Here is a 14,708-nt window from a genome sequence, read left to right as displayed (position 1 = left end):
CATTATAACTGTGTTTATATACATAACAATAATAAGTTTATTATTTTACGAGCAAGTTCGCATTTTTGATACTTATTACTTTTGAGCTTTTACCGTTTTCTTTCTAAGAATCTTCTGAACTTCTTTAGTATCAATTTCCATGATGATTGCAATTTGTTCAACCGATACTTCTTTTCGAGCTAAAGCTTGAACCAATCGTTCTTTTTGTTCTCTTTCTTTTTTCTCCGCCAATTTTGCTATTTTCGCCTTTTCTTCAGCCACTTTAACTTTGTCATTTGCTACCGCCAACTTCTCTTTAGCAATCAATTTTTCTTCCTTACGGATGCGTTCAACCACTTGATAAGTCGGGACGTATTTTAGGCTTTGTTCTAACTCGTCCATAAGTTTAGTACTGCGGAAGCTGATATAGGATTTAGGGGTGATAATTAGGTGGTCGATTAGGTCGATATTCAAAATACGGCCGACTTGGATTAGGCGATCAGTGATATCTTTATCGGCATCCGACGGCGTCAGCGATCCTGACGGGTGATTATGAACTAATATCACGCGTGAGGCGTTTTTCATTACCGCAACACGAAATACATTCATCGGTTCAACATCGACCGATTTATAACTGCCAAGCGCAATCAGTTCGATATACAGGATATAACCAGCTTGATTCATGCCAATCATCCAAAGATGTTCTTTTTCTTGGTCGATTTGGTTATCACGCAATAACACACGTTGCATAATGCTGTAGACATCGTCTGTGCCTTCAATATATCGTTTGTCATGCTTGGTTAGTTTTGTATCCATTTTATCACCTTGTAAAATCAATTAAAAAATAATATAGCATATTTTTCTTAGACTTAGCAGTAGTTAATTAATCTTGGTCATACCTGTGATGATTATTTTATGCTTGCCTGATAGGTTCATCATAAACTGCAATAAAAATCATTTAGCATTTTAGTTTGGATTCTAATTTTACTAATTTTTATTATAAAACGCCTAAAATAACAGCAGATAATTCAATATCAACAATCCAATCTAATAAGTCCAACAGTTTAAAATAGTTGGGCGTTTTTTTGACTAGTTCGGACAATTAATTATTGCTTCAAAGCAAGCTTACTTGATATTTTTTGTATCCCACCAATAAAATAATGACAGCATAATAATATTGCCGGATATATTATAAAATTGAGGGTTATCATTGATGTGATACCTAACATCCCCATAATAAAATCTAGATTAAAAGCAAATTTATTAGTATCTTCCATTACTAACATTTGGACAATAGGCGGCATTGCGGGAATTATAATACCAATTAGCACGCCGAAAATCACTAAAACCATCGGTCGTTTTATTTTATTTAAAAGAAAGATTGAAATCAGAATAAAACAGAAATAACACAAACCATAACATATCAAATAATATAATTCTGGTGGTAAACGATGATGTTTTCTTATAATTATTGAATAACACCATTGGTAACTTAGATAGGCACCGATAAAATTAAATAAAACGATAATGACTAAATTAATTATTTTCACTAGCTTGTCCTTTTTTATCTTCAATCTTTTTTACCGCTTTTTCCAAAGAGGCAGGTAACAAATAAAGTTCTTGTAGACCATATTCATCTAAAACAGATGAAACGGCACGCGCACAATAAAAACCAATAAAAGTCGCATAATTACCATTAATAATTCTTTTTTCAATATTCAGCGCTTGCTCTCGTGTTAATGTGATTTCACGTTGAGAAACATAATCACCATCTTTCGCATGGTATTTGATAAATTGTTCTATTGAAAAAGGGATGTCTCCATCATCATAAAAAGCTTCTGCTTGTCCTCGATATTGTCGCATGTAATCGCCATTAGGATCAAAAATCATGCATTGATAGCTAGTAGGGATTTTATATTAAATGTACAAATTTAATAAAAAAATGCTAAAGCTTATTTTTTGTTAATTTTTTCAGATTTGAAGGTTCTAATCATAAATTTTCATTTCTAAATAATTTGTTATCAATGATAATGAGTAAAATGCTTAAATTGTGTCAAAAGTTAAGGAATAATAAAAATGGAACAGCGAATAAAACAAAAACTTACCGAATTAGAACAACAATACCGTATCCATATTCTTTATGCCTGCGAATCGGGCAGTCGAGCGTGGGGGTTTCCTTCGCCAAATAGCGATTATGATGTACGTTTTATTTATGTTCATCCATTAGATAGATATTTAGCCATTGATAATCCTGAATCACATTTTACTTTTCCCATAGACGACGAACTGGATTTACAAGGTTGGGATTTGAAAAAGACCCTACAGTTAATCCGAAAATCCAATACTACGCCGTTTGAGTGGTTGCAATCTCCAATTATTTATCAGCAAAATCAATCAATTGCTCAGCAATTATGGCAATTGTGTGCAGACTTTTTTAATACACGTGGTAACATCTATCACTATTTAGGTATTGCTAAAAGCTCGCTGCAAACTATCGATGGCAAAGAGATTGGTGTTAAAAAATTGTTTTATGTGTTAAGACCTTTATTGTGTGCTAAATGGTGTTTAGAAAAACGGCAAATCGCTCCTATGGCAATAATGCCATTATTAACACTATTACCGGATAATTTAAGACAGCAAATAAATGATATTATTAGATTAAAAGCAACTATGGTGGAATCAGCATCGATAACTATTGCGCCAGAAATCTTATCGTTCATTGAACAATCCATGATTGATATCAGTGCAGAAGTTGAGTCTATCACTGAACAGCATTTTAAGGCAGATAAATTAGATCGCTTTTTTATACAAACGTTAATGAGCTTAAAATAAGGAAAGGAACACGACATGACAATTGATGATTTAAAAGCACAAAATCTCATTTTGTTTGAAGTGATTAGTGGTAGTCGTTCGTTCGGATTAGCTACCGAAACATCGGATACAGATATCAAAGGGGTGTTTTATTTACCTAAAGATAAATTTTATGGACTCGAGTATATTCCGCAAATTAGTAATGAAACCAATGATATCGTCTATTATGAATTAGGTCGTTTTGTAGAGCTTTTACTTAAAAATAACCCGAATATTTTAGAAGTATTGGCTTCTGCACCCGACTGTATTTTATATCAGCATCCAATTATGCAGCAGTTAACCCTTGATCTATTTTTATCCCAACAAACTAAACAAACCTTTGCTCACTATGCCATGTCACAAATTAAAAAAGCCAAGGGATTGAATAAAAAGATTAATAATCCAGTCGAGGTGAAGCGTAAAACGGTCCTTGATTTTTGTTATATTATTCAAGGTCAGCATGCTTATCCCCTCACCAATTGGTTAAATGAAAAGCGTTTTGATCAACACTTATGTGGTTTGGTGAATGTTCCACATAGTCGAGATTTATATGCCCTTTTTTATGATGCATCAGGGGATTGTGGTTATCATGGTATTATTCAACAGGATGATTCGACCGAGCTGTGCTTGTCTTCAATAAAAGTCGACACCCCAGTAATTGCTTACTTAAGTTTTAATCGTGATGGTTTTTCATCGCATTGTCGTGATTATAAGGCTTACTGGCAATGGGTTGCTAAACGTAATGAACAGCGTTATCGCAGTAATATTGAAAATGGTAATGATTTTGATGCTAAAAATATGATGCATACCATTCGCTTATTACAAGTTGCTCATGAAATTATGACCAAAGGCACCATTACCAATAAACGCACTAATCGAAACGAACTGCTCGCAATTAAAAATGGTCAATTAAGCTATGACGAAATTATGAATATGGCCAAATCATTATTTGATGACATTGAAACCGCAACACTAACCACAACCTTACCTGAAATGCCCGATTCAGATGAAATTATTGCTCGGTTAGTTAAAATGCGGGAGTGGTTATATAATCGATAGTAAGTAATAAAAAAAACAATCAGCTAACGAGTAAATTACGATAATTCTTCTTAATCTCTAAACAATAAAATTATAGATGTTTATTTTTAACAAACACGACTCTTTCAAACAGCATATTTATCACCCAAGCCATTCAATCCGAGAGGTTTATTTTGAATCATTCACTCTTTTTTGATACAGAAATAATAATAGATACCACTATAAAAAATTATGGAATATATACAATTGAGGAAAGAGAAATCAATTACCAAAATGTTTCAAATTATAAAAATGAAATATCCAAATCATTAAGGTTATATAGAAATAAATCCCTAAATTTTTACTAAACAGGAATATGTAAATTTTTGACTTCATAGCGAACACCTGACAAATTTAAATTACTAAAAAAGTAATCAATTTGGTCATGTGTGTATACCCCACTTATCACGCTTTTTTTTAGTTTTACTTTTTTATTTTTAAAAGTTATAAATAATATATATATAGGATGCCATTTCCCTATCCATCTTATCCTTTTCCATAGTATCCCTTTAGGTGGATACTTGAAATATTCGACCTTAATGATTTTAACTTCAAGATCTTGGCAAATTGGAATATAAATTTTTGGTCTAATTTTTCGTAAAATAATAATGCTTTTCTTTGTGATATGGAAAGTTGGAGTCATGCATAGCCATGCTAAAATAGTAGCAGGAAAAAACCACACACCGTGAATTGAAAATAATAATTCATCAACACCTATAAATAAATTTATAACAGCTAGAAAAATAAAAACTAATAACAAAAGAGACCAAAATAAAACACCAAAAGTCAGTGCTGTTGATATAATATCCATAAAAGATTTTTTTAATGGTTTATTTTGTTTTCTTTTTGTATTCATTTTTACTATGTTTTTTAACGATGATAAATCTATTATTTTCAATGGAATTATAATTTATTATTTTATAATAATTATTTTTAAATACCAAATTCTAAAAATCAAAATTATCCCAATGAATATGATTGAAAAATATTTTTTTAGTATAAAACGAATGTATTATTACTCTATTTCTAGACAGCTTTACTAATTAGGTCATTTATCATAATTTCTATAATACTTTATCTTAAGATAACCCAATATTGATATTCATCACTAATGCTAATTAATTACTGTTCAAGTGAGTATAGTTGACGTTCTGATAACCCGTTTTTTATAACAGGAAAGTTAGATTTACACATATTACCAATTATTTAACGTGATTTAGAATGTCTATTGATTAACTAACATAAAGGAATTGATGACCCATATGAACTATCCACAACTTTCGATGAACAACTTATTATGGCGTTTCAATCAAAAAACCAACACAAGTGTTGGCATTTTCTTACTACCTTATTCGCTCAACAATTTTTTAATTCAATAGAACAAAATGATTTAGTGTATATCCTTGTAACCTGATACAACCGTTTAACTATTTATATGCAACCAATACATAGCCTCATAAGGTTGTAACACCATTTCTGGCTTTAATATAGTTTGGTTTTCATAATTACCTAGCAATCTTTGCCAATGACGATTTTCAAACCCATTAGGTAATTGCCATTTAACCGTATTTTCGGTCAGATTGGCTATCACGAGTAACGTTTGATTATTCCAATGTCTGGCATAGCACCAACAATTAGCAACATCAGGCGTTAGATCTTGATAGTCACCGAAAATAAAGATCGGATACATTTTGCGTAATTTGATTAAGGTTTGATAGCAATAGAAGATTGAATTGGGATCGTCAAGCGCTGCCTTAACATTGATTTTTGAATAATTATTTGCCACCTCAATCCAAGGTTTACCTTGGCTAAATCCGGCATTGGCAGTATGATCCCATTGCATTGGCGTTCGGCTATTGTCGCGTGACTTACTGGCAAGAATCGCTAACATGTCAGACTCTGACATACCTTCGGCAATTTTTTCTTGGTAGATGTTAAGACTTTCCACATCTTTATATTGCGAAATATGAGTAAAATGGGGATTTGTCATCCCGATCTCTTCACCTTGATAAAGGTACGGTGTGCCTTGTAGTCCATAAAGAATCATCGCCAGCATTTTAGCTGATTCGCTGTGATATTGATCTTCATTACCTAAACGTGACACAATACGAGGTTGATCGTGATTACACCAGAAAATTGCATTCCACGCCTTACCGTGCATACCCTTTTGCCAATAGCCAAGTATTTTTTTGAGTTCAAGTAAATCGGGCTTAGCCAGCGTCCATTTTTCCCCATTTGGATAATCAATTTTTAAATGATGAAAATTAAACGTCATTGTCAACTCTTTACCATCCAATGCGGCATATTTTTGACAGTTTTCTAATGTAGTGGATGACATTTCGCCCACTGTTTTTAAACCATTAGGTAGGAAAACATCTCGGCTTATCTCTTGCAAAAATTCGTGTATTTTGGGGCCGTCTGTATAATATTTTCGACCGTCCCCTTGGACATCATCCGGAAAGTCTTGCTGTTTAGAGACCAAATTAATCACATCCAGCCTTAATGCATCGACGCCTTTATCCGCCCAAAATTGACACACATTTTTAATCTCTTGGCGTACGGTTGGATTTTCCCAATTGAGATCGGCTTGCTGTTTTGCGAACAGGTGTAAATAGTATTGTCCTGATTGCTCATGCCACTGCCAAGCGTTACCGCCAAATTTTGACCGCCAATTGTTGGGTTCTGAGCCGTCAGCTTTGGCATCTTTCCAAATATAAAACGATCGAAAAGGACTGGTTTTATCTAAGGCAGATTTAAACCATGGATGCTCTGTTGAAGTATGGTTAAATACCATATCCATCATAATACGGATATCACGTTCATGCGCTTGCTTAACCAATAATTCAAAGTCGTCCATCGTGCCATAAGCCGGATCAATATCATAATAATCCGATACATCATAACCATTATCAACTTGCGGAGAGGGATAAATTGGCGTTAACCAAATCGCACTAATGCCCAGATTTTTAAGATAATCCAATCGGCTTATAATGCCTAATAAATCTCCCGTTGAACCAGTACCACTGGCTTGAAAACTTTTGGGATAGATTTGATAAATAGTACCATTTTGCCACCAAGGGATTTCGTTCGTATTCATTGTTTGCTCTTAATTATTCATCTGTCATAAATTAACCGTTCCATAATTGAACGGTTAACGGTTATTGAATCGTGTTTAGCGAATATCTAACGTACCTTTTTTCAATTTTATTTTATAAACAACTGATGTTAAAACAATAGGTACGACAATTGCCACAATCATAGCTAATGCATAAATTCCCCAATAAATCGGTTTAATGGATAAAATACCAGGTAATCCACCCACACCTATACCATTAGATAATACACCATGTAAACCACAGATTAACCCAGCACTCGCCGCTCCAATCATGGCGCAGAACATTGGGAATTTATAGCGTAAGTTGATACCGTACATAGCTGGCTCAGTTACACCTAGGTAACCTGATATCGCAGCCGGTATGGAAACTTCACGCTCATTATGTTTTTTACTGATTAGAATGATGCCAACAACGGCTGAAGCTTGAGCAATATTGGATAAGGCAATAATTGGCCAAATCGGTGTACCACCCATACTATGTGTCATCTGCATATCGATAGCTAATGTAGTATGATGAATTCCTGTAATAACCAAAGGTGCATAGAAGAATCCAAAAATAGCCGAACCAATGAAGGCATAATCACCCGTCATTAGGTATTTAACCACATAAGCAATACCATTGCCCAACATTCGTCCGATTGGTCCTAAAAGAAAATGTGCAAGGACGACGGCTAATAGTATTGATACAATTGGTACAATCACTAAAGTTAGGTAATTAGGGACAATTCTACGTAATCGAGTTTCAATCCATCCTAACGCTAAACCGGCAAAAATAGATGGAATCACTTGTGCTTGATAGCCGACTTTTTGAATCGTAAACCAACCAAAATCCCACACTTCGGGAATCTTTTTCCCTAGATCATAAGCAGTCATCAGTTGTGGGGAAACCAATGTTATCCCTAAAACAATCCCTAACACAGGGGAACCGCCCATTTTTTTGACTGTAGACCAGCATATGGCTACTGGTAGAAAGTTGAAAATCGCTTCACAAGGTAACCAAAGAAAACTATGAATAGGTACCAACCAAGTATAAGTGTCAGTAAGTGGTTTATCATTTATAGTTGGCATGTCACCAATCACGTTACGTAAGCCGAGTAATAATCCCCCCGCAATCAGTGCGGGTAATAATGGCACAAAAATTTCAGCTAAATTTGAAATTAAGCGTTCAAACCATGACATATTTTTTTTAGCTGAGGCTTTTGTTTGCTCTTTAGTCGCTTCATCAATATTTAATCGATCAATCAATAATTTGTAATAACTATCAACATCCGTTCCAATAATAACTTGAAACTGCCCAGCATTATTAAAACACCCTTTTACAAAAGGTAATCCCTCTATGGCTTTTATATTGGCTAATTTGGGATCAGACAGTGCAAATCTTAATCGTGTTAAACAGTGAGTAACACTCGCAATATTTTCTTTTCCACCCACACAATCAATTAATGCGGTTATCGATTCTGAGGCGATATTAGGATCTTTAGCCATCTCCAAGTCTCCCTATCATAGATATTTAGCTGAATTAGCTATTAATACATTGGCTATGTTTGAATTAGGATTTAGCATAGATTGAAAAAGACAAACAATAAATGGGAACGTTCCCTATTTGTGATTGATCTCACATAAATAATAAAAACTATAATAATTTTAAATTGTTATCGCTATTTATTAACAGCCAGTTGGCAAGGGATAGTCACCGTTTTGAGTTCAACTTCATCGGTTAACATTCGGAGTAATTCATGAGCGGTATAAGTTCCAGCTTTATCAAAACCTAACTCCACAGATAACGTTTGTGGAAAAAGAAAACGGAGCAATTCACTCTGTCCGATACTCGCAACAATGGTATTATTAAGTTGCTTTTCATGAAGATATTTATGCAAACCTAACGCAAGCGTTTCAGTCGCACAAACAATAGCAGAAGGTGATGATTTAATGACTGTTTGAGCAAGATGATAGCCTGACAGGTAACTTAAGTTTCCTAAACAAGCATTAGGGGTGATTTGATGAAGCTGACAAAAATCCAGATAAGCTTGATAACGTAGCGCACCGGTAGTTTGGTCTTGTTGTTCAATACCAATAAAAGCAATATTACGCTGTTTTTGTTGATGATATAAATGCTCAAGTAAGTGAGTTACTGCACCGATATCATCGTAACAAACACACATATGATTAGGGAATGAACGAGCAATAACCACACTCTTATTTTGCCAGAAAGACAATACTCCCTTATCCAATCCTGTAAAGGCAAAAACCACGACACCGTCAGCCTGCTTATCTTTCAACATGGCTAAATGTTCTTCAACCTTTTCAACATTAAATTGGCTTTCCATAATAATCGGATCATAGCCATGTTGATAAAATATTGGCAGCATACTACTGACAGCTTGATTTTCAGACATCGACTCAAGACGAGTAACAATAATACCAATCACTTTATTACCATAACCTCGCATTGCTCTTGCAGATTTAGACGGCGTAAATTGATATTGTTCAATAATGGCATTGACTTTATTACGTGTTGCTTCTTTCACCATTGGGTCATGGTTAATTACTCTTGAAACCGTTGATTTGCTTACTCCGCTAAGTTTGGCAATATCCTTAATGGTTAAGTGGCTCGATGACTTGCTCATAATAATTTTGCTGAATAAAGATCAATAAAATTATAGTAATATAGTTTCAACAAAATTGCGATACGGTAGCTGTTTGGATGATATTAAAAATCATGAAATATTGGTATACCTAAATTAATGTCTAATGGTAGAATCAGGTTAAAATTTAACAGGTCATTAGTAGTACTGTTTAACTCAATATCTCACTTTACGACAAGCGATTAAACATGAAAAAATTATATTTACTGTTAGGTTATATCTTATTTTTTGTCAGTTTATCCGGACACGCATCAAGTAATGTCACCAAAATAGCTACCGTTAAAGAACAATTTAAAACTGCTCTATTATGTCAATCAAAGCCTTTTGCCATCGAAGATAAAAAAATCATTGCTGAACTTGAAAAACAAAAAATTACCATAAAAAACAAACAACAAGATAATATCACTGGAATCGAATACCATTTTAAGCAACCTATCAAAATCAAGAATGTATGGGTGAATATGATTCGTTATGAAAGCGATAATTTTGTCACATCTTTTTATGCTAAAGCCAAAGGGGATATGCACAAGTTCGCTAAATTGATTGGTGCTAACACTATATTGCGTAGCTGTGAAGAACCCATTCCTTTGAATGATACAGACATATACCGAAAAGATATTACCCCTATTACGGACAATAAACTTTACCCTGATACTATAATTATTGGTCAGGATAATGACTCAAAACCGAATGATTTTTATTTTATTTGTTCTAAAGTTGAGGCTAATGAGCCTTAATTTTTTGCTTAATGAATATTATCCTATTAATTTATTTATATTATGTTATGCACTTGTCTTAAACACTGAGCAACATTGGTAATGTGTGAATTTCATATTAGGTGGTACTTGGTTATAAACTTTTCGATTGAATGCATCAATTCATTCTAATGGTGTCGAATCTTGATGCAGATTGCTTATGTACTTTGAGCCAATAAAGATAGCAAACACTCTTTAATTCTCATGTTTGCTTGACTTAAATCAATCGTACAAAAAAATAGCTGATGATTTTGAATGGTAGTATATTCATTAATCGATTGATTTGTTGTTGGATATAACAGCATACCTGATGCAGAATAGGATAATCGGTCATCACTTCTTTCTTGACTTCTTACATAAGCATAAAGTTGGTACAAATGATCTGTCTTAAAAGAAAATTTGTTATGATTAAAAATTGAGGTACATTTAGTATCCACAATTAAGCGAGAATGAGTTTTGTTATTTTCTATAATTAAATCGGTGATCATTTCTGGCATAAACTGTCCAATGTTGTCCGTCGATTGGGTACATTGCCATTTAAACCTTTTTCCCGACTCGATTTGCCATTCATTTGGATCGAGATTAACCCGATAAAAACCAATTACCGCTTTCTCAAATAATGCTCTTAACCACTGATCAGTTTTCTCCAACGTATTAAGTGTTTCTTTACCGAATAATTCTGTTGGAATAGATAAACTATGAACCAATTTAGCCACCGAAACTAATAGATTATCATGAGGATTTGATCGATTGAACTGATCGATAACAGGGTTGTAATAGTTAGATTTACCGATTTTTAACTCTTTAAAACGATTGGTTATTTGTTTGCATTGCTTAATCAATTTATCATTATTTAATTGCCTTAATAAAACATGAGCAGCACCATGAATATATTGATTTTTGGGTGTATTATTTGTTAATCCATCATATCGACAATGGATTTTACCTTTTTCAAGTAATAATTTACGTGCGGTTATTAAATAATCAATTTTCCCTCTAACACGTGTTAAAACTTGCTTTTTAGGTTGATAACTGTTAGATAATGAATAACGCAATCCTTTGTGTACTGCCTTGCAATAAATCTCAGCAGCCAGCTCAACAATTTTTTCAGGATTTTCTTCAAAATTTATTCGCTGCTGTTTATCAAGCTCTTTATAATAATCTGATGCATACAATAAAAGTAACCATATGTTTTTAATAGGTATTTTATTTAATGTGGTATTTTGTCTTGTTGTCGATTCAGTATTCATTGAAATTATTTATATGCAATCTTAATAAGTTTCATTGCTTTGTTAAGTTTATCTTTTTCATCAAACCAATACTCTTCCAATAAAGGTTTAATTTCTGTATCAATAATATTTTGATACCAAACTAAACCTTCACTTTTCGGTATAGCTCTATGATGAGTTAAATAACTATGACCAATAGCAAAAGCACTTCCTAACATTCTATCTTGAGCAATGAATTCATTTAATTCATTCATTCTTTCTCTTATTTCTTCTAAAAGCTTACTATTGAGCCCTGTTTTTTTAATCATATAGCGTAACCATTTTTCTGAAAAATTAGGATCTAAAGTAAAAAACGCAAAACGTCGACGTAATGCAAAATCGACTAATGCTAAAGATCGATCCGCTATATTCATCGTACCAATGACATATAAGTTATCGGGAATATATATTCCGTTTTCTTGTTCACGGCGATAGGTCAATTCTAATGCTTCACTCGGTATTCGCTTATCAGCTTCAAGCAGCGTTAGCATTTCACCAAAAATCTGTGCCGGATTACCTCGATTAATTTCTTCAATAACCATAACATATTTAGATTGAGGATCATTTCTGGCTTGATGAATTATCTCCAAAAATGGACCATCGATCAGCGCTAACTTACCTTCACTGGTAGGGCGAAAACCACGAATAAAATCTTCATAAGATAGATTAGGATGAAATTGAATTGCTCGAATATTATTTGAATCTTTATAACCAATAATAATATTAGCTAACCTTTTAGCTAACCAAGTTTTACCTGTACCAGGCGGGCCTTGTAAAATGATATTTTTCTTTTTTGTTATACTGGATATCATTTGTTGCAATTGCTGTTTATCGATAAAACAGTCTTCTTGAATTAAATTTTTTAATGTATAAGGATGCCTAACAAATAATGGATCATCAATTAATGGTGCATCAATATCTGGTTCATTTTCCATGATTTCTCCTCTTTTTCCATCAATATTATGATTAAGTAACCGATATTTACCATTCCCCAAAAACTGAAAAAATTTTTTATCTTTCATTCGTTGTAAAGTGTAAGTTAACAAGTTACTTGTAACTCTATTATTTGGAAATTCCTCCTCAAGTTGTTGTCCGTATTTATCCAGCAACTCTTTACAATTAAAAACATTACTTCCGTTATCTTGGCAAAGCTCTTGGATGAATTGTAATAATATAATTTGCCATTGATTATTAGATGCTAAATTTTCATTAATTAATGTGCGATTTTCATATTTACGTAGTGCAGTGAAATAAAGCTCAGGAAAAGAGTGAATAGGAAAGTAATCTTCGTTAAATCTCATTGCTAAATCATCGAGCAATTTTAGGTAAACATTACCATTAAAATGCTCTTTAGATAATCGATCATCTTTTATCAACTCCAATTCATCAGTAAGATAAGTTTTTGAAGCCTTATCCAATACGACATAGGCGTGAGGACGAATCCAAAATAAACCACTTGTTAATTGCCATGGAAAATATGACTGCGACATGATCAAGTCAAATTTTTGTTCAAACTCATCTCGATAGTTTTCATCAGCATTAGAAAACTTCAGTGCAGTAGCATAAAATTCCCACAAATTATCAATCTCTTGTTGTTGATTTTCAGAGTTGGTAAAAAACCAAGACAATTGATTATTAAGTAATGGTATGCCCTCAAAAGAGTTAGGGACGGATTCTTCAATATTAAGAAATTCAGCCCACTTTTTTGCAATTTCTATTCTTGTCGTTTCTTTAATATGTCGATTAAATGTTCCTAATGCAGTAAATGGACAAATATCCTGTAAACCTTTATCGAGTAAATAAGAAAGCTTAAACTCGGTGGCCAGCTGATTGACAAATTCCATTAATATTGAACGTTTGCTTTTGTCTAGATAAATTAATAAATTATCTGCAATAGCTTCATAAAAACGTACCCAACTGAACAATTGGGTACGATTGGCAACATCACCATAACGTGATCGCCAATAAGGCGCATTCCGAAAATAGTCAATATCCTGTGGTTCATTATAGAAAGTAAAATTGATTAATTGTTTTGATAACCATTCATCATCTTTAACACTCCAAATAGTGGCTATATTGGTATAGAAAAACCATTTTTTATTTAGATTCCCTTTTTGCCAATTAACTTTTAATAACTTTCCATCACCATAATTTTTTGTCACAATGCCGGTTGCTTTAATCTCCATGACCGAAACAGCTTGACCTTTATTATCAAAAGGTAAATTCTTTTTTAAGTTATAAGTGGATTTAATCGCAACTCGATCACCAACTGAAATGGTACGTACGGTATTTAAGTATTTATTATCGTAACCATTTTCCCAAATACCTAATCTAACAAAACGTTCTGTTTGGTCTTCACCACCATTAAACTTAGCGCTTAAAAACCAATATGTTTTTATTGCTTCCAATATTTTTCCTTTCAAAAGTAGATAATCTATTGTAAAGATAAATTTTAGAAACGAAGTTTAACTTAAAACAAGATAAAAAAGTGAACAAATCTAATTAAATATGTGATACAGGTCAAATTTTCAAAAAAAATACTTAAATAACCATTAATATCATTAAATATAATTGACAAAAAATAGCTTTTTATTCATGTTAAAAACCTATTTCTTAACACACTGCCTTAACTTATAAGCACTTCCCCACTCTAACATGGCGTCATGCACTTGTTTTAAACTTTGTCCAACATCGGTTAAAGTATATTCCACTTTCGGTGGTACTTGGGCATAGACTTTGCGATGAATTAATCCGTTTTTTTCCATGGCACGTAGGTGCTGGGTTAACACTTTTTGCGATATTCCGTCTAAGGATTTTTTTAATTCTCCAAAGCGTTTTGTACCTGTTAATAAATCACGAACAATTAAGACTTTCCATTTATCGCCCATTAACATAAGCGTAGTTTCGACTGGACAAGGGGGTAAATTTTCATTGAGAGACATATTAAAAATCCTTTAAATTCAATTATAGTATTAATTTGGTAACTATATTACTGTTTAGTACCTACTTTACAATAGAT

Annotated in this window: 13 protein-coding genes; 3 read left to right on the top strand and 10 right to left on the bottom strand. The window is 33.1% G+C overall.

Annotated features, from left to right (window positions below; translation table 11 throughout):
- Positions 1 to 75: 75 nt before the first annotated feature.
- The 3 genes from A9G10_RS04070 to A9G10_RS04060 all read right to left on the bottom strand — a co-directional run bounded on the left by A9G10_RS04070 (position 76) and on the right by A9G10_RS04060 (position 1,869).
- Positions 76 to 795 (bottom strand): JAB domain-containing protein, encoded by a 720-nt coding sequence (locus A9G10_RS04070; RefSeq protein WP_065558018.1) that lies wholly within the window; start codon positions 793 to 795, stop codon positions 76 to 78.
- 290 nt (positions 796 to 1,085) lie between these two features.
- Positions 1,086 to 1,529, bottom strand: coding sequence for a hypothetical protein (locus A9G10_RS04065; RefSeq protein WP_065558019.1), 444 nt, complete (start codon positions 1,527 to 1,529; stop codon positions 1,086 to 1,088).
- The gene (locus A9G10_RS04060; protein ID WP_065558020.1) at positions 1,516 to 1,869 is read right to left on the bottom strand and encodes a hypothetical protein; all 354 of its coding nucleotides are present in this window, start codon (positions 1,867 to 1,869) and stop codon (positions 1,516 to 1,518) included. Before A9G10_RS04060 ends, A9G10_RS04065 begins: the two co-directional genes overlap by 14 nt.
- A 186-nt stretch (positions 1,870 to 2,055) precedes the next feature.
- Here A9G10_RS04060 and A9G10_RS04055 point away from each other — a divergent pair, with 186 nt between their 5' ends.
- Entirely contained in the window at positions 2,056 to 2,811 is a 756-nt protein-coding gene (locus A9G10_RS04055) for a nucleotidyltransferase domain-containing protein (RefSeq protein ID WP_065558021.1), read from the top strand.
- 15 nt (positions 2,812 to 2,826) lie between these two features.
- Positions 2,827 to 3,888, top strand: a complete 1,062-nt coding sequence (locus tag A9G10_RS04050; protein WP_065558022.1) for a nucleotidyltransferase domain-containing protein — start codon at positions 2,827 to 2,829, stop codon at positions 3,886 to 3,888.
- Between the two features lie 322 nt (positions 3,889 to 4,210).
- On the opposite strand, the gene A9G10_RS04045 is transcribed toward A9G10_RS04050, so the two are convergent.
- The 4 genes from A9G10_RS04045 to treR form a co-directional block, all read right to left on the bottom strand.
- On the bottom strand, positions 4,211 to 4,762 hold the full coding sequence (locus tag A9G10_RS04045) for a hypothetical protein (protein WP_065558023.1): 552 nt from the start codon (positions 4,760 to 4,762) through the stop codon (positions 4,211 to 4,213).
- A 567-nt stretch (positions 4,763 to 5,329) separates the two neighbouring features.
- Complete coding sequence (gene treC / locus A9G10_RS04040) at positions 5,330 to 7,003, bottom strand: alpha,alpha-phosphotrehalase (RefSeq protein WP_065558024.1); 1,674 nt, start codon at positions 7,001 to 7,003, stop codon at positions 5,330 to 5,332.
- A gap of 75 nt (positions 7,004 to 7,078) precedes the next feature.
- A complete protein-coding gene (gene treB, locus A9G10_RS04035; RefSeq protein WP_065558025.1) occupies positions 7,079 to 8,506 on the bottom strand; it encodes a PTS trehalose transporter subunit IIBC in 1,428 nt (475 codons plus the stop codon).
- Positions 8,507 to 8,679: 173 nt separating this feature from the next.
- Positions 8,680 to 9,648, bottom strand: coding sequence for a trehalose operon repressor TreR (treR, locus tag A9G10_RS04030; protein ID WP_065558026.1), 969 nt, complete (start codon positions 9,646 to 9,648; stop codon positions 8,680 to 8,682).
- Between the two features lie 206 nt (positions 9,649 to 9,854).
- Between treR and A9G10_RS04025 the strand changes: the two genes are divergently transcribed.
- Positions 9,855 to 10,403 carry a hypothetical protein gene (locus A9G10_RS04025; RefSeq protein WP_065558027.1) on the top strand — a complete coding sequence of 183 codons (549 nt, stop codon included), beginning with the start codon at positions 9,855 to 9,857 and terminating at the stop codon, positions 10,401 to 10,403.
- Between the two features lie 176 nt (positions 10,404 to 10,579).
- Here A9G10_RS04025 and A9G10_RS04020 read toward each other — a convergent pair whose 3' ends face one another.
- From A9G10_RS04020 to A9G10_RS04010, 3 genes are all read right to left on the bottom strand, one after another.
- On the bottom strand, positions 10,580 to 11,671 hold the full coding sequence (locus tag A9G10_RS04020; protein ID WP_081298967.1) for a 5-methylcytosine restriction system specificity protein McrC: 1,092 nt from the start codon (positions 11,669 to 11,671) through the stop codon (positions 10,580 to 10,582).
- Positions 11,672 to 11,676: 5 nt separating this feature from the next.
- Positions 11,677 to 14,097: an McrB family protein gene (locus tag A9G10_RS04015; RefSeq protein ID WP_143425950.1), complete on the bottom strand. Its 2,421-nt coding sequence runs from the start codon at positions 14,095 to 14,097 to the stop codon at positions 11,677 to 11,679.
- Between the two features lie 198 nt (positions 14,098 to 14,295).
- Positions 14,296 to 14,631, bottom strand: a complete 336-nt coding sequence (locus tag A9G10_RS04010) for a winged helix-turn-helix transcriptional regulator (protein ID WP_065558029.1) — start codon at positions 14,629 to 14,631, stop codon at positions 14,296 to 14,298.
- Positions 14,632 to 14,708 lie beyond the last annotated feature (77 nt).

This window comes from Gilliamella sp. wkB308, assembly GCF_001690185.1.
GTDB classification, from domain to species: Bacteria; Pseudomonadota; Gammaproteobacteria; order Enterobacterales; family Orbaceae; genus Gilliamella; species Gilliamella apicola_I.
The sequence above is the reverse complement of the archived record's forward strand: the minus strand, read 5'-3'. Positions and strand labels throughout refer to the sequence as shown.

Excerpts from the sequence above, each read along its gene's own strand:
- A9G10_RS04070 (WP_065558018.1), bottom strand. The coding sequence starts at position 795 with ATGGATACAAAACTAACCAAGCATGACAAACGATATATTGAAGGCACA.
- A9G10_RS04060 (WP_065558020.1), bottom strand. The coding sequence starts at position 1,869 with ATGATTTTTGATCCTAATGGCGATTACATGCGACAATATCGAGGACAA.
- A9G10_RS04055 (WP_065558021.1), top strand. The coding sequence starts at position 2,056 with ATGGAACAGCGAATAAAACAAAAACTTACCGAATTAGAACAACAATAC.
- A9G10_RS04050 (WP_065558022.1), top strand. The coding sequence starts at position 2,827 with ATGACAATTGATGATTTAAAAGCACAAAATCTCATTTTGTTTGAAGTG.
- A9G10_RS04045 (WP_065558023.1), bottom strand. The coding sequence starts at position 4,762 with ATGAATACAAAAAGAAAACAAAATAAACCATTAAAAAAATCTTTTATG.
- treC (WP_065558024.1), bottom strand. The coding sequence starts at position 7,003 with ATGAATACGAACGAAATCCCTTGGTGGCAAAATGGTACTATTTATCAA.
- treB (WP_065558025.1), bottom strand. The coding sequence starts at position 8,506 with ATGGCTAAAGATCCTAATATCGCCTCAGAATCGATAACCGCATTAATT.
- treR (WP_065558026.1), bottom strand. The coding sequence starts at position 9,648 with ATGAGCAAGTCATCGAGCCACTTAACCATTAAGGATATTGCCAAACTT.
- A9G10_RS04025 (WP_065558027.1), top strand. The coding sequence starts at position 9,855 with ATGAAAAAATTATATTTACTGTTAGGTTATATCTTATTTTTTGTCAGT.
- A9G10_RS04020 (WP_081298967.1), bottom strand. The coding sequence starts at position 11,671 with ATGAATACTGAATCGACAACAAGACAAAATACCACATTAAATAAAATA.
- A9G10_RS04010 (WP_065558029.1), bottom strand. The coding sequence starts at position 14,631 with ATGTCTCTCAATGAAAATTTACCCCCTTGTCCAGTCGAAACTACGCTT.